17 protein-coding genes are annotated in these 18,597 nt (G+C 65.6%); 5 read left to right on the top strand and 12 right to left on the bottom strand.

Going from position 1 to position 18,597, the window contains the following annotated elements; genetic code table 11:
• Window positions 1–8 precede the first annotated feature (8 nt).
• The 4 genes from pstA to phoB are packed head-to-tail and all read left to right on the top strand — an operon-like array spanning window position 9 to window position 3,567.
• Window positions 9–1,301, top strand: a complete 1,293-nt coding sequence (gene pstA, locus PAF18_RS02755; RefSeq protein ID WP_271117114.1) for a phosphate ABC transporter permease PstA — start codon at window positions 9–11, stop codon at window positions 1,299–1,301.
• Between the two features lie 22 nt (window positions 1,302–1,323).
• A complete protein-coding gene (gene pstB / locus PAF18_RS02750) occupies window positions 1,324–2,124 on the top strand; it encodes a phosphate ABC transporter ATP-binding protein PstB (RefSeq protein ID WP_271117113.1) in 801 nt (266 codons plus the stop codon).
• Between the two features lie 24 nt (window positions 2,125–2,148).
• Window positions 2,149–2,871 (top strand): phosphate signaling complex protein PhoU, encoded by a 723-nt coding sequence (gene phoU, locus PAF18_RS02745; RefSeq protein ID WP_271117112.1) that lies wholly within the window; start codon window positions 2,149–2,151, stop codon window positions 2,869–2,871.
• A gap of 3 nt (window positions 2,872–2,874) precedes the next feature.
• The gene (gene phoB / locus PAF18_RS02740) at window positions 2,875–3,567 is read left to right on the top strand and encodes a phosphate regulon transcriptional regulator PhoB (protein ID WP_271117111.1); all 693 of its coding nucleotides are present in this window, start codon (window positions 2,875–2,877) and stop codon (window positions 3,565–3,567) included.
• Between the two features lie 192 nt (window positions 3,568–3,759).
• Here the strand turns inward: phoB and PAF18_RS02735 are convergent, their stop codons facing one another.
• The 9 genes from PAF18_RS02735 to PAF18_RS02695 all read right to left on the bottom strand — a co-directional run bounded on the left by PAF18_RS02735 (window position 3,760) and on the right by PAF18_RS02695 (window position 13,348).
• A complete protein-coding gene (locus tag PAF18_RS02735; RefSeq protein WP_271117110.1) occupies window positions 3,760–4,419 on the bottom strand; it encodes a FadR/GntR family transcriptional regulator in 660 nt (219 codons plus the stop codon).
• 17 nt (window positions 4,420–4,436) lie between these two features.
• Entirely contained in the window at window positions 4,437–5,267 is an 831-nt protein-coding gene (locus tag PAF18_RS02730) for a sulfite exporter TauE/SafE family protein (RefSeq protein ID WP_271117109.1), read from the bottom strand.
• Between the two features lie 4 nt (window positions 5,268–5,271).
• On the bottom strand, window positions 5,272–6,021 hold the full coding sequence (locus PAF18_RS02725; protein ID WP_271117108.1) for a DUF1028 domain-containing protein: 750 nt from the start codon (window positions 6,019–6,021) through the stop codon (window positions 5,272–5,274).
• Window positions 6,022–6,024: 3 nt separating this feature from the next.
• Window positions 6,025–7,815, bottom strand: coding sequence for a gamma-glutamyltransferase family protein (locus PAF18_RS02720; RefSeq protein WP_271117107.1), 1,791 nt, complete (start codon window positions 7,813–7,815; stop codon window positions 6,025–6,027).
• Window positions 7,816–7,830: 15 nt separating this feature from the next.
• Window positions 7,831–8,712: an ABC transporter permease gene (locus tag PAF18_RS02715; protein WP_271117106.1), complete on the bottom strand. Its 882-nt coding sequence runs from the start codon at window positions 8,710–8,712 to the stop codon at window positions 7,831–7,833.
• Window positions 8,712–9,656, bottom strand: coding sequence for an ABC transporter permease (locus tag PAF18_RS02710; RefSeq protein WP_271117105.1), 945 nt, complete (start codon window positions 9,654–9,656; stop codon window positions 8,712–8,714). The genes PAF18_RS02715 and PAF18_RS02710 overlap by 1 nt, the downstream gene beginning before the upstream one ends.
• Before the next feature lie 109 nt (window positions 9,657–9,765).
• Entirely contained in the window at window positions 9,766–11,268 is a 1,503-nt protein-coding gene (locus PAF18_RS02705; protein WP_271117104.1) for an ABC transporter substrate-binding protein, read from the bottom strand.
• Window positions 11,265–12,365: an ABC transporter ATP-binding protein gene (locus PAF18_RS02700; RefSeq protein WP_271117103.1), complete on the bottom strand. Its 1,101-nt coding sequence runs from the start codon at window positions 12,363–12,365 to the stop codon at window positions 11,265–11,267. The genes PAF18_RS02705 and PAF18_RS02700 overlap by 4 nt, the downstream gene beginning before the upstream one ends.
• Window positions 12,362–13,348 (bottom strand): ABC transporter ATP-binding protein, encoded by a 987-nt coding sequence (locus tag PAF18_RS02695; RefSeq protein WP_271117102.1) that lies wholly within the window; start codon window positions 13,346–13,348, stop codon window positions 12,362–12,364. Before PAF18_RS02695 ends, PAF18_RS02700 begins: the two co-directional genes overlap by 4 nt.
• A gap of 197 nt (window positions 13,349–13,545) precedes the next feature.
• Between PAF18_RS02695 and PAF18_RS02690 the strand changes: the two genes are divergently transcribed.
• Window positions 13,546–14,337, top strand: coding sequence for a ZIP family metal transporter (locus PAF18_RS02690; RefSeq protein WP_271117101.1), 792 nt, complete (start codon window positions 13,546–13,548; stop codon window positions 14,335–14,337).
• A 106-nt stretch (window positions 14,338–14,443) separates the two neighbouring features.
• On the opposite strand, the gene paoC is transcribed toward PAF18_RS02690, so the two are convergent.
• Genes paoC through paoA form a run of 3 tightly spaced genes read right to left on the bottom strand, consistent with a single transcriptional unit; the run spans window position 14,444 to window position 18,238 of the window.
• Window positions 14,444–16,627 carry an aldehyde oxidoreductase molybdenum-binding subunit PaoC gene (gene paoC / locus PAF18_RS02685; RefSeq protein WP_271117100.1) on the bottom strand — a complete coding sequence of 728 codons (2,184 nt, stop codon included), beginning with the start codon at window positions 16,625–16,627 and terminating at the stop codon, window positions 14,444–14,446.
• Between the two features lie 4 nt (window positions 16,628–16,631).
• Complete coding sequence (locus PAF18_RS02680; RefSeq protein ID WP_271117099.1) at window positions 16,632–17,582, bottom strand: FAD binding domain-containing protein; 951 nt, start codon at window positions 17,580–17,582, stop codon at window positions 16,632–16,634.
• The gene (gene paoA, locus PAF18_RS02675; protein WP_271117098.1) at window positions 17,579–18,238 is read right to left on the bottom strand and encodes an aldehyde dehydrogenase iron-sulfur subunit PaoA; all 660 of its coding nucleotides are present in this window, start codon (window positions 18,236–18,238) and stop codon (window positions 17,579–17,581) included. The genes PAF18_RS02680 and paoA overlap by 4 nt, the downstream gene beginning before the upstream one ends.
• Window positions 18,239–18,597: the final 359 nt, after the last annotated feature.

The raw sequence follows: 18,597 nt of genomic DNA, 5'->3' as shown, positions 1-18,597 counted from the left end.
GGCCCGACATGGCGACCCATCCCGATATCGAGGGCCAGACCGGCCAGTGGACCTCGTCCCGCGCCGCCGCCCAACTGCGCAAGCGGCATCGCGGCGAGACGATCCTGAAGACGCTCGGCATCGCAGCACTTGGCATCGCCGTTGCGATGCTGGTGATCCTGCTGTGGACATTGGTGAGCGAAGGGGCGAAGGCGTTCCGCCAGACCCACATCACCCTCAGCGTGCCGATCACCCAGGAATATATCTCGGCGGACGATCCCGCCGAGGGAGATTTCCGCGGCATGTTCTCGGCCGCCGTGGCGCAGAGCTTCGACTTTCTCGACGAAGAAGAAGCCGAGATTGCCGAGGACATGCTGACCAGTCAGGCCCGGTTCCAGATCCGCGACGAGATCCTCGCCGATCCATCGCTGATCGGCCAGACGGTCGAGATGAGGGTCGCGGCGTCGGACCCTTACGACCAGCTGAACAAGGGCGTTCTGAGCCGTGAGATCGCCGAGGGCGGGCGCAGCCGCTTTACCAATGACAGCATCGCCGTCTTCGAGAAGATCGAGGATGCCGGGCTGATATCCCTGCCCTTCAACACGGGGCTGTTCACCAATGCCGACAGCCGCTTCCCCGAGGCGGCCGGCCTGAAAGGCGCGCTGATCGGCTCGTTCTACACGCTGTTGGTCTGCTTCATGATCTCGTTCCCGGTCGGTATCGGCGCGGCGATCTATCTTGAGGAATTTGCGCCGAAAAACCGGCTCAGCGACCTGATCGAGATCAATATCAACAATCTCGCCGCCGTGCCGTCCGTGGTGTTCGGTCTGCTCGGTCTCGCGGTGTTTCTCGGCTGGTTCGGGATGCCGCGCTCGGCCCCGCTGGTGGGCGGGATCACCCTGTCTCTGATGACCCTGCCGACGATCATCATCGCGACGCGGAACGCGCTGAAAGCGGTGCCGCCTTCGATCCGCGAAGCCGCGCTTGGCGTCGGGGCCTCGCGTCAGCAGGTGGTGTTCCAGCATGTGCTGCCGCTGGCCATGCCCGGTATCCTGACCGGCACGATCATCGGTCTGGCGCAGGCTCTGGGAGAGACCGCGCCGCTTCTGCTGATCGGGATGAACGCCTTTATCACCGCCGCGCCGGCCACCCCGCTTGACGCGGCCACCTCGCTGCCCACCCAGATCTATATCTGGGCCGACAGTCCCGAACGCGGCTTCACCAGCCGGACATCGGCCGCGATCCTGGTTCTCCTGGGCTTCCTCGTGATGATGAACGCCTTGGCGATCTTCCTCCGCAACAAGTTCGAACGCCGCTGGTAGAAACGTGGCTGGGATGGATACAATGAACGATATGACCATGGTGGAGCGTCGCGTGACGCAAGATGACAAGATCAAGATCTCGGCCCGCAAGGTTCAGGTCTATTACGGCGATAAACACGCCATCAAGGATGTCGATGTGGACATTCTCGACAAGACCGTGACCGCCTTCATCGGACCCTCAGGCTGCGGCAAGTCGACCTTCCTGCGCTGTATCAACCGGATGAACGACACGATCGACATCGCCCGGATCGAGGGCAATATCGAGATCGACGGCCAGGACATCTATGACCGCCGCGTCGATCCGGTGCAGCTTCGCGCCCGTGTCGGCATGGTGTTCCAGAAGGCCAACCCCTTCCCGAAATCGATCTATGACAATGTCGCCTATGGGCCGAAGATCCACGGGCTGACCAGGAACAAGGCCGAACTCGACGAAATCGTCGAGACATCGCTGCGCGGTGCGGCGCTCTGGGATGAGGTGAAGGACCGGCTTCATGAACCCGGCACCGGGCTTTCCGGCGGTCAGCAGCAGCGTCTCTGCATCGCCCGCGCCGTCGCGACCCGCCCCGAGGTGCTGCTGATGGACGAGCCCTGCTCGGCGCTCGATCCGATCGCCACCAGCCAGGTCGAGGAACTGATCGACCAGCTCCGCGAGGAGTTTTCGGTGGTGATCGTGACCCACTCCATGCAGCAGGCCGCGCGTGTCAGCCAGAAGACCGCCTTCTTTCATCTCGGGAATCTGGTCGAATATGGCGACACCGACGATATTTTCACCAAGCCGCAGGACCCGCGGACGGAAAGTTATATTTCAGGCCGGATCGGCTGACGCCCCGCGCCGCAGGAGGAACAGATGCAAAGCGACAAACATATCGCCTCGGCCTTCGACCGCGATCTCGAAACCATTCAGGCGCTCGTGGTGCGCATGGGCGGCATGGTCGAGACCGCCATCACCGACGCCGCCCGCGCGCTCGAGACCTTTGACGAAGAGCTGGCCGAAACCGTGCGCCGCCGCGACAAGGAAATCGACGCGCTCGATCTTCAGGTGAACGAAGAGGCTGCGCGGCTGATCGCCCTGCGCGCGCCCACCGCGACCGATTTGCGACTGGTGCTGACCGTCATCAAGATCTCTGCCTCGCTCGAACGGGTCGGGGATTACGCCAAGAACATGGCCAAGCGCAGCCATGTGTTGTCGCATCTGCCGGTGATCGACGGGGCCGGCATGGCGCTGCGCCGCATGTCCGTCACCGTCGAACGGCTGCTGAAGGATGCACTCGACAGCTATATCCAGCGCGACGCCGAACTTGCCGCCGATGTGCGCGAGCGGGATCTGGAAGTCGACCAGATGTATAATGCGCTGTTCCGCGAATTCCTGACCTATATGATGGAGGATCCGCGCCACATCACCGCCTGCATGCATCTGCATTTCATCGCCAAGAATATCGAGCGCATGGGCGATCACGCCACGGCCATCGCCGAGCAGGTGATCTATCTCGTCACCGGCGAACTGCCCGACGAGGCCCGGCCCAAGAAGGACGGGGTGGTGCGCGCAACGGTCACGGAAGCCGAGGGATAAGACATGTCGATCCGTCAGACCCCCTGCGTCCTGGTCGTCGAGGATGAAAGCGCGCAGCGCGAGGTGCTGAAATACAATCTCGAAGCCGAGGGTTTCGAGGTGGTGATCGCTGAAAACGGCGATGAAGCGCTGCTGCTCGTGGCCGAGGAAAATCCCGATCTGATCGTGCTCGACTGGATGCTGCCGAACGTCTCGGGGATCGAGATCTGCCGCCGGATCAAGGCCGATCCGCAGACCCGGTCCATTCCCATCGTGATGCTTTCGGCGCGCGGGGATGAGACAGACCGGGTGCGCGGGCTTGAAACCGGCGCGGATGACTATGTGGTGAAACCCTATTCGGTGGTCGAGCTGATGGCCCGGCTGCGCACCCAGCTTCGCCGCACCCGCCCGGCGACAATGGGCGAGCGGCTGAGCTTCGGCGACATCATCCTTGACGCCGGAGAACATCGTGTCTTCCGCGCCGGCCAGGCGCTGCATCTCGGCCCGACCGAGTTCCGGCTGCTTTCGACGCTGATGGAAAAGCCGGGCCGGGTCTGGACGCGCGAGCAGCTCCTCGACCGGGTCTGGGGTCGTGACATCTATGTCGATACCCGCACCATCGACGTGCATGTCGGAAGGCTGCGCAAGGCGCTGATGCAGAATGGCGGCGACAACCCGGTGCGCACGGTGCGCGGCGCGGGCTACGCGCTCGGCTGAACCCCTGCCGCAACCCACACAGCTCAACACCAACGGGTGCATTGCCCCCGCACCCCCACGGTATATCCCCACCAAAGATGGGCCGCGACATGCTGGCTCGGGCATCTTTGGTGCGAAAATACCCTAGGGTCCGGGGCAGAGCCCCGGTCCGGCCGCGCGGGACTGATCACCCTGCCCGCGCCGCTCAGGCGGTCACAGCTTGGATGCGATAAAGGCCAGATGCTTGCGCTGCGCCGTGCCGGCTGCGCCGGGATCGCCCGAGGCGATGGCGTCGAAAATGCGCTGATGCTGCTCGCCGAGAATATCCAGCACTTGCGGCACGTTGGTTTCCGCCCGCCGCTCGCGCCAGCCCTGATCGCGGCGGAATTCGCGGATCAGCTCGTAGATTTCCAGGAACAGCGCATTATCGGCCAGCTCGGCGATGCGGTAATGGAACACCGCGTCGGCGACCTCGTAATCCTGCGCCGACACGGCGGCGCGGGTGTTCTGCATCAGCTGGTCCAGCTTCACGATGTCCCCCGCCTCGGCCCTGATCGCGGCAAGTTCGGCCAGGCGCGGCTCGATCTGATAGCGCACATCCATCAGCTGGCTCAGCGAGAGCCGCCCGGCCAACAGCCGGTGACGGCCACGATCCGGATGCGGCGGCGGGATTGCGAAAGTGCCGCGCCCGTGACGGCGAAACACCGCGCCCCGGGCCTGCAACTCATCCAGCGCCAGCCGCAGATTGCGCCGCGAAACGCCCAGCATCTCGGCGAGGCTGCGCTCGGGCGGCAGGCGTCCATCGGCGCGAAGCGCGTCCTCGACCACGGGCATCAGCGCCGCGATGACATCCGTGTGGTCGTCCTTGGCCATTCCGTGCCGTGCCCTTCTCAGCCGCTGAACAGGTCGATGAACATGCGTATCGAAGTGAGCAGCAGAAAGCCGCCAAAGGCAAGCCGCAGCGCCCGGCGCGGGATGGAGTGGGCCAGCTTCACTCCCAATTGCGAGAAGGTCGTGGTCAGCGGGATGATGACCGCCGCCGCCAGCAGGTTCACGTAGCCGATGGAAAATGGCGGGAGCCCGTCCTGCCCCAGCCCGGTCGCGGCATAGATCAGCGCGCCGGGCAGGCCGATGATGAACCCGATCGCCGCCGAGGTGCCTACCGCGCGGCGGATGTCATAGCCGAGGAAGTTCAGCAAAGGCACGCCGATCGTGCCGCCGCCGATCCCCATCATGGCGCTGACCGTGCCGGTGAACACGCCGAAAAAGGCCCAGACCGGGCGCGAAAACCCCTTCGGCTCGGGATCGGCGCGGCCCTTGCGGAGGATCATGTCGGCGGACACAACCAGCGCGACCGTGGCGAAGACCGCAATCAGCACATTGCCCGAAACATAGCCGCCCAGCAGGCTTCCCGCGATGACCCCGGCCAGGATCCAGGGCGCCCAAAGCCGCAGCAGCCCGGTGTCGATGGCGCCGCGCCGGTGATGGCCCAGCCCCGAGGCGAGCGAGGTGAAGACGATGGTCGCAAGCGAGGTGCCGACGGCGACCTTCATGGTCAGCTCCGGGTCCATGCCGGCCAGCGTCAGCGCGAAATACAGTGCCGGGACAATGACGATGCCGCCACCCACGCCCAACAACCCGGCGAGAATGCCGCCGCCAATCCCCGCGCCTATAGCGACGGCGGCAAGCTCGATCAGCGCGGAAGTGGTGATGCCCTCCATCGTCTCAGACTTTCGTGGTGGCGCGGGACTGGCTGGCCCGGCCCTCGGCCTGGCGACGGGCCTGATCCTCGGCCACGCGACGCTCGATCTCGGCGCGTTCAGGGTTGCCGCTGAAGGAAGATGCCGTCGGCAGAAGCTCGTAGAAATGCAGATACTGTTCGGAAGCGACGTCCAGCAGACGGCGCAGCTCGGCCAGCGGATCGGCGTCGTCATCGACGCGCAGATCCAGCCAGGGATGCGCCTCGCCGCGATGGATCAGCAGGCCCGCCGCCTGCCGGCCGCGCTTGTCGCCGCCCGCCGCCTCGCCCGCCTCCATCGCGGTCAGCAGCCGTTCGGCGAAGCCCAGATCGTTGCGCTCGGCATAGACCCGCGCCGTGTCCTCGACCACTTGCGGACCCTCCAGCATATTCCCCGCGACCGAAAAGCCCTCGCCCAGCACATGACCGGCCCAGTCGATGCAATCGGCCCCGGTATGGGCGGCAAAGCGACCGTCACGGTCGGTCAGATGCGCCTGGCGATGGCTTTCGCCGTCATCCCGCGCGACCAGATCGGCCAGCACATCCTCGGCGGATTCTCCGGCTTCGAGACGGCGCAGCCCCTCGCTGCCCCAGACCGGGTTGACGAAAGCCTGGGTTGCGAAGGCCGCGTTCCGCCCGATGAACGGCACGAGCGCGCCGCAGGCGAAGAAGCGACTGGCCACGGCAATGCCGATAGCGCCGCTTTTGGTGTCACGCGCCACGATGGAATAGGTCATGTGTCAGCGCCCCACTGCATAGGCTTGCATCAATCTCGGCGTGGCGGCGGCGGTCAGCATCCCATCCGCATCGCGCCGCGCAGCGGTCAGTCGCCCGACGCTCCACGGTTCAGCCACCGTCACCTCATGGCCGCGCGCGCGCAGATCCGCAATCACCTCATCGCCGAAATTCGGCTCGATCATCAGCGCGCCGGGCTTCGCCTCGCGCGGGTAGAAGCTGGACTGGAAGTGACTGCTGTGAAACAGCGGCGCATCCATGCCGCGCTGCATCTCCATCCCGTGATGGACATAGCGCAGGAACCAGATCAGCTGCCATTGATCCTGCTGATCGCCGCCGGGCGTGCCGAAGGCAATGCGGGTGCCTTTCTTTTCCGCCAGCGACGGCGTCAGCGTGGTGCGCGGGCGTGCGCCGGGTTTCAGCGAGGTCGGCAACCCGTCGCGCAGCCAGAACATCTGCGCGCGGCTGTTCAGCGGAAAGCCGAGGCCGGGGATCACCGGGCTGGATTGCAGCCAGCCGCCCGATGGGGTCGCGCTGACCATATTGCCCCAGCGGTCGATCACGTCGAGATGCACCGTATCGCCGCGGCGTTCGGTCAGATGGGCCATGGTCGGCTCGCCCGCGCTGGCGCCGCGCGCGGCGTCGAAATCGGTCTCGGCGCGCGCGATGGCGTCATCCGCGAGATGCTCCAGCCCCTCGATCCGCCCCGGGCGCTGTTCCAGGCTGGCGCGCTCGCCGATCAGACCGGCACGCTCTGCCGCGTAATCCTCGGACAGCAGTTTCTCCAGCGGGACATCGAAGTGATCCGGGTCACCGTAATAGGCCTCGCGGTCGGCATAGGCGAGCTTCATCGCCTCGATCACGACATGCACGAAATCCGCGCCAAGCGGGTCCATCGCGGCCAGATCGAATTGCTTGAGGATCTGCAATGCCTGAAGCAGAACCGGGCCCTGCGACCACGGCGCGGTCTTGTGCACCGTCCAGCCGTGATACTCGATCGAGACCGGCTCTTCCCAGCTGGCCTGCCATTCGGCCAGATCCTCGCGAGAGAGCACGCCCTCATGCGCGCTGCCAGAGACATCCATGACCTTCGCCCCGGCCAGATAATCGCAGATCGCCTTGGCCACGAAGCCCGAGGACCAGATCTTGCGGGCGGCGTCGATGCGGGCCTCGCGGCTGTCCCCCTGGGCCTCGTCGACGATCCGCTGATAGCAGGCGGCGAGATCCGGGTTGCGAAACAGCGCCCAAGGTTCCGGCGCGGTGTCGTCCGGCAGCCAGGTCGCGGCGCTTGTGGGCCATTCTTCGCGGAAGAAATCGGCAAGCCCGGCGATGGTGTTGGCGACGCGCGGAAGGACCGGATGACCGTCGCGCGCATAGGCGATGGCGGGGGCCATGACCTCGGACAGCTCCATGCTGCCATGGTCGCGCAGCATGAGCATCCAGCCGTCAAAGGCCCCCGGCACCACCGTGGCCAGCAACCCCGAGCCGGGGATGAGCCCGTTGCCGAACTGGCCGCGGTAATGATCCATCGTCGCCCCGCGCGGCGCCACGCCCTGTGCACAGAGCACACGCGTCTCGGCGGTCTCGGCAAGATGCACGATGGCGGGCAGGTCTCCGCCCGGGCCGTTCAGATGCGGCTCGACCACCTGAAGCACAAGCGCCGTCGCGACGGCTGCATCGAAGGCATTGCCGCCCTTTTCAAGAATGCCCATCCCCACCGCAGAGGCGAGCCAATGGGTCGAGGCGACGGTTCCGAATGTGCCGCGAATATCGGGGCGGGTGGTGAAATCACTCATATCGTTTCCTGTACATCAATCCTCGCGAGGGTCGAGCGCGTCGCGCAACCCGTCGCCAAGCAGGTTGAAGCCGAGCACGACCAGAAAGATCGCGATGCCCGGCCAGACGGCCATCCAGGGTGCCTGTGCCATGAACCCCTTGGCGACGTTCAGCATCGCGCCCCAGCTCGGCGCGGGCGGTTGCTGGCCAAGGCCGAGAAAGGACAGCGAAGCCTCGGCAATGATCGCGCTGGCCACGGTGAGTGTTGCCTGGACGAGGACCGGAGGCAGCACGTTGGGGAAAATATAGCGCCTCAGGATCACCGGGGTGGACAGCCCGATCGCATTCGCGCTTTCCACGTAATCCTCGGAGGCGACGTTGATCGCCTGGCCGCGTGTCAGCCGGATGAAGACCGGGGTGGCGGCGATGCCGATGGCGATCATCGCGTTGGTCAGCGACGGCCCCAGAAACGCCGCCAGCGCAATCGCGAGGATCAGGAACGGCATGGCCAGCAGCGCCTCGGTGCAGCGCGAGATGATGGCATCGGTCCAGCCACCGAAATATCCGGCGATGACACCGAGGGGCACGCCGATGGCAATGGCGATGGCAACAGACACCACCCCCGCCATCAGCGAGGCGCGCGCGCCCCAGATCATGCGCGACAGCTGGTCGCGGCCCAGCTCATCCGTGCCGAACCAATGCGCCGCCGAGGGCGGCTGCCGGATCGCGGCCCAGTCGGCGGCGGCCGGATCGGGCAGCGGCAGGATCGGGGCGGCAAGCGCCAGCAGGATGAACACGCTGACCAGAGCGGCGCCGAACATGGCGCTGCGATGGGCCAGCAGCTTACCCCAGACCCGGCTGCGCGGCTTGCGGATCGGCGCGGTGCTGGTGGCGTTATGGGATGCGGCTTCGGTCATCAGCTCACCTTCAGGCGCGGGTTCAGCATCACATAGGCTGCGTCGGCGACCAGATTCATCAGGATGAAGCCCATCGCCGTGACCAGAACCACCCCCTGCACCACTGCGTAATCGCGGTTGAACACCGCATCGACCACCATCTTGCCGAAACCAGGAATGGTAAAGATCTGCTCGGTCAGCACCGCGCCTGCAATCAGCTCTCCGAACAGCAGCGCGGCCAGCGTCACCACCGGGGTGAGCGCATTGCGGAAGGCGTGATGCATGACCACCGTCCGCTCTCCCAGCCCTTTCGCGCGGGCGGTGCGGATATAGTCCTGCCGCAGCACGCCCAGCATCGACGACCGCGTGTGCCGCATCAGCGAGGCGGCGAGCGCGGTGCCCAGAACGAAGGCGGGCATCAGCATGGTGCGGATGGATTGCAGCGGGTCTTCGGTCAGCGGGACATAGCCCGAGGCAGGAAGAAGCTGCCAGCGGACCGAGACCAGCAGGATCAGCATGATGCCCAGCCAGAAATTCGGCAGGGACAGCCCCGACAAGGCGACGATATTGGCGACGTAATCCGTCATCGTGCCCTTCTTCACCGCCGAGATGATGCCGGCCGGAATCCCGATGGCGGCGGCGAAGATCATCGACATCACCGCAAGCTGGATCGTCACCGGCAGCTTCGAGGCGATCATCTCTGACACCGGCAGCCCGGTGCGGATCGACTGGCCGAAATCGCCCTGCAACACGCCGCCGATCCAGCGCAGATATTGCATCCAGATCGGGTCGTTCAGGTGATACAGCTCGCGCAGCCGCTCCAGCGTCTCGGGGTCGCGATCCTCTCCGGCGAGCGCCAGCACCGGATCTCCGGGCAGAAGCTGCTGCAACGCGAAGACGAAGATCGACACGAGGATCAGCGTCGGGATCGAGACCAGCAGGCGGCGGGCGATATAGGACAGCATCAGAAGCGCCTTCTCGGGTGGACCGCCCTTTTGCCGCGAGATGGCGACCGGGCGGGCGGGGTCAAGCGGAACGGGCCGGGCGACGCATCGCGCCGCCCGGCCCTGCGGCTCATTCGGTCAGCGACACGCCTTCCAGCCGGATCATCCCGTCCGGGCTGGGGCTGAAGCCTTCGACATCGCCGGAGACGCCATAGAGCCAGGCTTCGTTATACAGATAGAAAAGCGGCAGCTCTTCCATCAGGATCTGGTTGGCCTGATGATACAGCGCCTTGCGCTCTTCCATGTCGCTGACGGCGCGGGCCTCTGCGAGGAGCCGGTCGACCTCTTCATTCGAGTATTTTCCGTCATTGAACCCGCCATCCGTCGAGACAAAGCCCAGAATATTGCCGTCAGGGTCGATCCGGCCCGACCAGCCGACCTGACTGGCCTGGAAATCGCCGGCGGCCTGGTCGGACAGCATGGTCGCGAATTCCTTGGCGACGAGATTGATCTGGATGCCCGCCTCGGCGGCCATGGCCTGGATCATCTGCACGACCTGCTGGTTCTCGGGCCGGTTGGGGAACTGCATGTCCAGCGTGATGCCGTCGGCATAACCCGCCTCGGCCAGCAGGGCCTTGGCCTGTTCGATGTCGCGTTCCGGCACTGGATAGGCTTCGTCGAAATAGGGGCTGACGGCAGAGGCGGACTGGCTGGCCGGGGCCGCCATGCCGGCGAACACGACCTGGTTGATCGCGGCGCGGTCGATGGCGAGCGACAGCGCCTTGCGCAGCCGCGGATCGTTGCCGAAGGGGTTGTCGGCTTTCGGCCCGTTCTGGGTATTGAAGGTGATACCCTGATAGCCGAGCCCGTCGGCGCGCTCATAGGTCAGGTCGTCGCTGGCCTTCACCGTCTCGACATCGGTCGCCGCGAGCCTGTTGATGAGATCGAGGTCCCCGGATTGCAGATTGGCCAGACGCACCGTCGAATCGGGAATCGGCAGATAGCTCACCCCGTCGAGCAGAATTTCGTCGGCATTCCAGTAATCCTCGAATTTCTCCAGCTCGATCCGGTCCTGCGCCACACGGCTCACGAATTTGAACGGGCCGGAGCAGACCGGATTGGCCGACACATCGCCGTCGAAGCTTGCGGGCGAGATCATCATCCCGGCCCGGTCGGCAAGCTGCGCCAATAGCGGCGCATCGGGCGCCGAGAGCTTCAGCCGGACGTGATGCGTATCGACCACCTCGACCTCTTCGATGGTGCTGATTTCGGATTTTCTCATGCTGCTGTCGAGCGTCTGCGAGCGTTCGATATTGGCCTTGACCGCCTCGCCGTCGAAGGCCGTGCCGTCATGGAACACCACCCCCTCGCGCAACATCATGTCGACGGTTTTGCCATCCTCGCTGACCGTCCATTCGGTCGCGAGCTGCGGGATCAGCTCCAGATCCGGCGTCACGTCGATCAGCTTGTCGCAGAGCGCGGTGAACACGATCCGGCCAACAAAGGTCCGGCCGCGATCGGGGTCGAGCGCGTCAGGGTCGCTTTCCAGCCCGATGCGCAGCGTCTGACCCTGTGCGGCCAGTGCGGTAGAGCCGAGCAGGGCGGCGATGAAGAGCGTTCTTCTGAACGTCATGATGGGGTCTCCTCCGGTTGGTTTTCGGTCGTTCCGTCCGCGGCGGCGAGTGCCTGCCTGTAAAGCCGGAAACGTGTTTCCGCCGCCGCGCTGCGGGCCGGCGGAGGTGGCAGTCTGTCATCGCTGCCGGCGATCTCGCGCCAGCGGAAACAGGCGATCTCGGTGCCGGCATCGGTCGTCTCGGTCGGCGGGCGCCCGCCTTCGCAGATCGCCTCGGCATAGGGGCAGCGCGTGCGGAAATGGCAGCCCGAGGGCGGGTCCATCGGGCTTGGGGTCTCGCCGGTCAGCGCTGGTCCCTCGCCCCCGCCCTCGGGGCCGGGAATCGCCGCCAGAAGCGCCCGCGTGTAGGGATGGCGCGGATGAGCAAAGATCGCGTCGGTCGGCCCGCTTTCGACGATCCGGCCGAGATACATCACCGCGACACGGTCGCTCATCTGGCGGATCACGGCGAGGTCATGGGCGATCACCACAAGCGTCAGCCCCAGCCGGTCACGCAGATCGGCCAGCAGGTTCACCACCTGCGCCTGAACGCTGACATCGAGCGCGCTGACCGGCTCATCCCCGATCAGCAGCTTCGGCCCCGAGGCAAGCGCCCGCGCAATGCCGATCCGCTGCCGCTGACCGCCGCTGAATTCATGCGGATAGCGATCCATATGTTCCGGCCGCAGCCCGACCTGGGACAGCAGCCGCGCGACCTCGGCGCGGCGGGCGGCGGCGTTCATCTCGGGGCGATGCGCCTCCAGCGGTTCGGCCACCAGCCGCGCCACGGTCAGCCGGGGATTCAGCGAGGAAAACGGGTCCTGGAAAATAAACTGCACATCGCGGCGCAGCGCGCGCAGCTCTTTGCCGCTGATCTGCGCGATCTCGTGGCCGGCGACGCGCACCGAGCCTGCGCTGGGCTCATGCAGCCGCATCAGCAGCCGCGCCAGCGTCGATTTCCCACAGCCGGATTCGCCGACAATGGCGAAGGTCTCACCGCGCGCGACGCTCAGATCGACGCCGTCCACCGCGTGCAGCAGCTTGGGCGCCTTCATGAAACCGCCGCCGATCTCGAAATGCTTCGACAGCCCGCGCGCCTCGATCACCGTCTCGCTCATGCGGCCCCCTCCAGACGCTGTTCCAGCGGCGCGAAATGGCAAGCCACATTGTGGTCCGGCGCGATCCCGGTCAGCGGCGGCGTGTCGTTGCAACGCGCGCGCGCAAAGGGACAGCGGGTCGAGAAACGGCAGCCCTGCGGCATGGTCTCGATGGACGGCACGATGCCCGGAACCGAGGCCAGCCTGGTGCGCGGACCGCGCAGCGCCGGAACCGAGGACATGAGCCCTATCGTATAGGGGTGCTGCGGATCGCCGAAGATCGCCTCGACCGGGCCGCTTTCGACGACGCGGCCCGCATACATGACCGCCACCGTCGTCGCCACCTCGGCCACGACGCCGAGATCATGGGTGATGAGCATCACCCCCATCTCGCCGCCAGCCTGCAATTCGCGGATCAGATCGAGGATCTGCGCCTGAATCGTCACGTCCAGCGCGGTCGTCGGCTCGTCCGCGATCAGCAGATCGGGGCTGTTCACCAGCGCCATCGCGATCATCACGCGCTGCCGCATTCCGCCCGACATCTGATGCGGGTAATCGCGCATCCGCCGCTCGGGCGCTGGGATGCCGACGCGGCGCAGCATTTCGACTGCCTGTTCCTGTCCGTTGCCGGGATTGTGCCGCCGCCAGGCCTCGGCGATCTGGTCACCGATGCGATGGGCAGGGTTCAGGCTGGACATGGGTTCCTGAAAGATCATCCCGATCCGGTTGCCGCGCAGCTTCGCCAGCTCGGCCTGATCGCCAAGCGCGATCCGCCGGCCCGCAAAATCCAGATCACCCGCCAGCCTGCGGCGCAAGGCGGGCGGCAGCAGCCCCATCACCGCGAGCGAGGTGAGACTTTTGCCGCAACCCGATTCGCCGACGATGCACAGCGTCTCGCCACGATGCACCGACAAGGTCACCCCATCCAGCAACGGCGCATCATGGCCGGGCACATGCACGCTCAGCCCGTCGAGGGTCAGCAGCGTTTCGGTCTGTGCTGTCATCTGCGTCATCGAATCCAAACCAATCCCGGATTGGTTCAGCAAGCCACAGCATCTCTGCTATTGCAACCCTTAACCATTTCCTACCCAAGCTTTCCGCACCGCCCGGCAGACGGCGCCCGCTCGCGCCGCTGCGGTTGCTCGCTGGAACGCATCCGTTATGATGCAGGCACAACACCCTGACAGAGGATGGAAAACCGATGATGGACGGGTTGTGGCAGGTTCTGCTGCTGGCATTGCTGCCGGGTCTCGGAAATTTCGCCGGTGGTCTGGCAGCGGAATATGGGCCCAGCTCGCCAAGGTTGCTTAATCTCGCCCTGCACGCGGCGTCGGGAATCGTCATTGCCATTGTCGCCGTCGAGCTGATGCCCGAGGCCGTCGAGGTTCTTCCCGGCTGGTGGATCGCGGCCGGCTTTGCCGCCGGGGCCGCCGCCTATATCCTCATCGAGGAGATGCTGCATAACGCGGTCTCGGACGGGCATGGCGCGGATCACGACGACGATCATGCCGGCGCGCCGAAAATCGGCGGTGGCGCCGCCATGTGGATGATCTATGTCGCCGTGGCGGTGGATCTGGCCAGTGACGGCTTCATGCTGGGCTCCGGCGCGGCGCTCTCGCCCGCCCTCGCCCTGACGCTGGCGCTCGGTCAGGTCATGGCGGATTTCCCCGAGGGATATGCGGTGATCGCCAATTTCCGCGCCAAGGGGGTCGAGCGCGGGCGCCGGATCCTGCTGTCGGCATCGTTCGTGCTGTTCTCGGTCGGCGCCGCTCTCGTCGCGTTCCTGCTGCTGCGCAATGCGCCCGAGATGCTGAAAATGCTGGCGCTGACCTTTGTCTCGGGGCTGCTGACCGTCGCCGCCGTCGAGGAGATGCTGGGCGAGGCGCATGACGCTGAAGAGGATAACCGCAGCTCGGTCGCCGCCTTCGCGGGCGGATTCGTGCTGTTCACGCTCGTCTCCTCGGGGCTGGAATCGATCATCGGCGCGGGCTGAGCGCGGCCCTTTTCCCAACACAGGACCGCATGTAAATTGCCCGCCGCGCAACAGCGCGGCGGGCTCAGGATTGGGCGAATTGGCCGGGCCGATACCAGCCGCGGGCTCAGATCGCCGGAAGCCGGTCGATCATCCTGTCGAGCGTGATCGGATAGTCGCGCACCCGCACCCCGGTCGCGTTATACATCGCATTGGCAATCGCCGCCGCCGCGCCGCAAATGCCCAGCTCGCCCACGCCTTTGGCTTTCAGCGGCGTCGAGGCCGGGTCGAGCGTGTCAAGAAACTCGACGGTCTGTTCGGGAATATCGGCGTGGACGGCGACCTCATAGCCCGCAAGATCGTGGTTCACGAAGAAGCCGCGCCCCATATCGGTGGCGAGATCCTCGCATAGCGCTGCACCTGCGGCCATGGTCATCCCGCCGATCACCTGGCTGCGCGCGGTAACCGGGTTCAGGATGCGGCCCGCATCGCAGACCGCGACCATGCGGCGGATGCGGGTCTCGCCGGTGGCAGCATGCACGGCAACCTCGACAAAATGCGCGCCGAAAGTCGCGAGCACCATCTCTTGCTTGAACGCACCGAAAGTCACGCTGTCCTCGGCGGTCAGTTCGTCGCCATCTCCAATCTCGGAGATCTGCATCACCGTGTTGCCGGCACGCATTTCCCCGTTTTCGAAACGCGGATCCTCGACGCCCAGGCTGTCCGCGATCTGCGCCTGAAGGGCGAGACAGGCGGCATAGACCCCGGCGGTCGAGCTTGCCGCGCCAAATTGCCCGCCCGAGCCGGACGAGACCGGATAGGCGCTGTTGCCAAGCCGGACCTCGACAGCCTCGATCGGCAGGCCCATCGTCTCGGCGGCGGTCTGGGCGATGATCGTATAGCTGCCCGTGCCGATATCGGTCATGTCGGTCTCGACGATCAGCCGGCCCGATTGCAGCCGCACCCGCGCCCCCGATTTCAGGGTCGGCGCGCCGCGATAGGCGCCGGCCATGCCATGACCGATCAGCCACATGCCGTCGCGCCTCTGTCCCGGAGCCGCATTGCGATCCGCCCAGCCGAAAAGCTCGGCACCCCGATCCAGGCAGGCGATGAAGTTGCGGTCCGAAAATCGCTGCTCGGGGTTGCTGGGATTGACCTGGGTATCGTTCAGCTTGCGGAACGCGACGGGGTCCATATCCAGCTTCTCGGCCATCTCGTCCATGGCGATTTCCAGCGCCATGAGCCCCGGCGCCTCGCCGGGAGCCCGCATATCCGAGGACTCGGGCAGGTTCATATCGACCAGATGGTTGCGGATCAGCCGGTTCTCGCCCGCATAGAAATAGGGCGTCTGCGCCGTCGCATCCTCGCCCCGCCCGCCCGGCAGGGTGTGCGAGGCCGCCTCATGCGCCACGCCGACAAGCCGCCCGTCTTCCGAGGCCGCCAGCCGGATATGTTGCACCGTGGCAGAGCGATGGGTGGTGTTGTTCATCATCAAGGGCCGCGGCAGAGCCAGCTTGACGGGCCGCCCCGCCGCGCGCGATCCGATCGCGGCCAGCACCGCATCGGCGCGCAGCCAAAGCTTGCCGCCGAACCCGCCGCCGACATAGGGGCTTTCGACGCGGATCTTGTCCATCTCGAGCCCGAATGTCGTGGCCAGCGACTGCTTGTTCCAGTTGATCATCTGGTTCGATGTCCACACGGTCAGCCTGTCGCCATCCGACCAATCCACGACCGAGGCATGCGGCTCCATCATCGCATGGGTCTGGGACGGGGTATGATAGACCGCGTCCAGCGTGACTGCCGCATCGGCGAAGGCGGCCTCGAAATCGCCTGTGTCGGTTTCGGCCTCGCCCGTGCCTTCCAGCCGGGCAAAAGCGGCGTCGAGATCGACATCGACCTGCTCTGCCTCGTACTCCGCTTCGATCAGCGCGGCAGCGGCGCGGGCCTGTTCGAAGGTCTCGGCCACGACCACGGCGATGGCCTGGTGATAATGCTGGATCTCGTCACCGCCGAACAGCCGCGCATAGTTGAAATCCCATTTCGGCAGCGGGTCGATCTCGAGCGTGGTGACCACCGCGACCACGCCCGGCGCATTGCGCGCCGCCTCGGCGTCGATTGCGGTCACCCGACCCTTTGCGATGGTGGCGCCGACCGGGAAGCCGATCAACTGGTTCGCGACCACATCGTGCCGTTCATAGGCATAGCGTGCCTGCCCGGATACCTTCACCGGACCGTCGATCCGGGAATGCGGCTTTCCGATGATGGTGGCGCGGTCGAAGAGATTGTCTTCAGCGGGTTTGTTGAATTCCATGATCTCACTCCTCGGCCAGCATCGCGGCGAGCGTGCGCTCGGCCAATGTGATCTTGAAGGCGTTTTCCTCGGTCGGGCGGGCGCCGCCCAGCAACTTCGCCATGACCGCCGTGGCGCCGTTCGGCAGCTCGGCATCGGCCTCGGCACTGCGCCAGGGCTTGGGTGCGACACCGCCAAGCGCGACCCGGCCAGAGCCGTCCGGCTGACGGATCAGCGCCACCGACACAAGCGCGAAGGCATAAGAGGCCCGGTCGCGCACCTTGTGATAGCCATGCCGCCCGCCCACAGGGGGCGGCAGCCTCACCGCGGTGATCAGCTCACCCTGTTGCAGCGCGGTCTCGATTTCGGGCGTGTCGCCGGGCAGCTGATGCAGATCCTCAAGCGGGATCTCGCGGCTTTCGCCCGCGGCGTTGACCGTCTCGACCACTGCGTCGAGCACCCGCATCCCCACCGCCATATCCGAGGGATGCGTCGCGATGCAGGCATCCGAGGTGCCGATCACCCCGAGCTGGCGCGAGAATGCGCCTTCGGACAGCGCCGCACAGCCCGCACCGGGCGCGCGCTTGTTGCAGGGCATGGCGGTGTCGTAGAAATACGGGCAGCGTGTTCGCTGCAACAGATTGCCGCCGGTGCTCGCCTTGTTGCGCAGCTGACCCGAGGCCCCTGCGACAAGCGCCCGCGTCAGGACACCGTAATCGCGGCGCACACGCTCATCGGCGGCAAGGTCGGTATTGCTGACAAGCGCGCCGATCCGCAGCCCGCCTTCCTCGGTTTCGGTGATTTCGTCCAGCCCCGCACCGCGCAGGTCGATCAGATGGGCGGGCGTCTCGATCCCGAGCTTCATCAGGTCCAGAAGATTGGTCCCGCCAGCGATGAATTTCGCGCCCTCGGTGCCGGCGAGCTGCGCGGCGGCCCCAGCCGCATCGCTGGCCCGTTCATAGGAAAACGCTTTCATGCCCGGTCCTCCGCCACCTGAGTGATTGCCGCAAGGATGTTGGAATAGGCCCCGCAACGGCAGATATTGCCCGACATCCGCTCGCGGATTTCAGCATCGGTCGCCTCGATGGCGGCGGTCAGGTCTCCGGTCACATGGCTGGGGATGCCCCCGGCAATTTCCTCCAGCACCGCATTGGCCGAGCAGATCTGCCCCGGCGTACAATAGCCGCACTGAAACCCGTCGTGATCGACGAAAGCCTGCTGCATCGGGTCAAGGTCATCCGGCGTGCCGAAGCCCTCGATGGTCTTGACCTCATCCCCCTCATGCATGACCGCGAGCGAGAGACAGGAATTGATCCGCTGCCCGTTCACGATCACCGTGCAGGCGCCGCATTGGCCGTGATCGCAGCCCTTCTTGGTCCCGGTCAGCCGCAGATGCTCGCGCAGCGCGTCAAGCAGCGTGGTGCGGTTGTCCAGTTCCAGCGTCTGCTGCTGCCCGTTCACCGTGAAGGAGACATTGCTGCGCATGGCAGGCTCGATGCTGTCTGGCACAGCGGCGGTTTCAGCGTCCTGCTGCGCCTGCGCCGGGGCAGCAATCCCCGCCACCGCCGCGGCCGAAGCGGTACCCGCCAGAAATGTGCGGCGGCGCAATTCGAAATCTGTTGATGGTGTCATGTGCGAGCCTTCCTGATCTGGCAAATGAAGCTGGCGGAAAGATGCTTGGGAACTCGGGAGCGGGTGCAGCTCGAGCCTGCCTCGTGGCGGCTAAGAATGTGACTCGTGAAACCTCGACCCCGCATCCGGCAATTCTGCGTCTCGTCTGCCGAAAACGCGCATGAGCCGGATTGCGTTTCATCCGATCGCTCTGACAACGGATAGCAACCGCCTCATCTTTCGACTTATGAGCGGTATTTGACGCAATTTCACGTTGCTGACCGGGCGGGATAATAAATGTTAGGGCCTTCGCGACAGGCACCCCGCCGCCGCGATGGGCATAGATGGCTGCCCCTGTGTTTTCACGCTCGGGCCGCGCC

It is taken from the genome of Paracoccus sediminicola, assembly GCF_027912835.1.
Taxonomy (GTDB): Bacteria; Pseudomonadota; Alphaproteobacteria; order Rhodobacterales; family Rhodobacteraceae; genus Paracoccus; species Paracoccus sediminicola.
The sequence above is the reverse complement of the archived record's forward strand: the minus strand, read 5'-3'. Positions and strand labels throughout refer to the sequence as shown.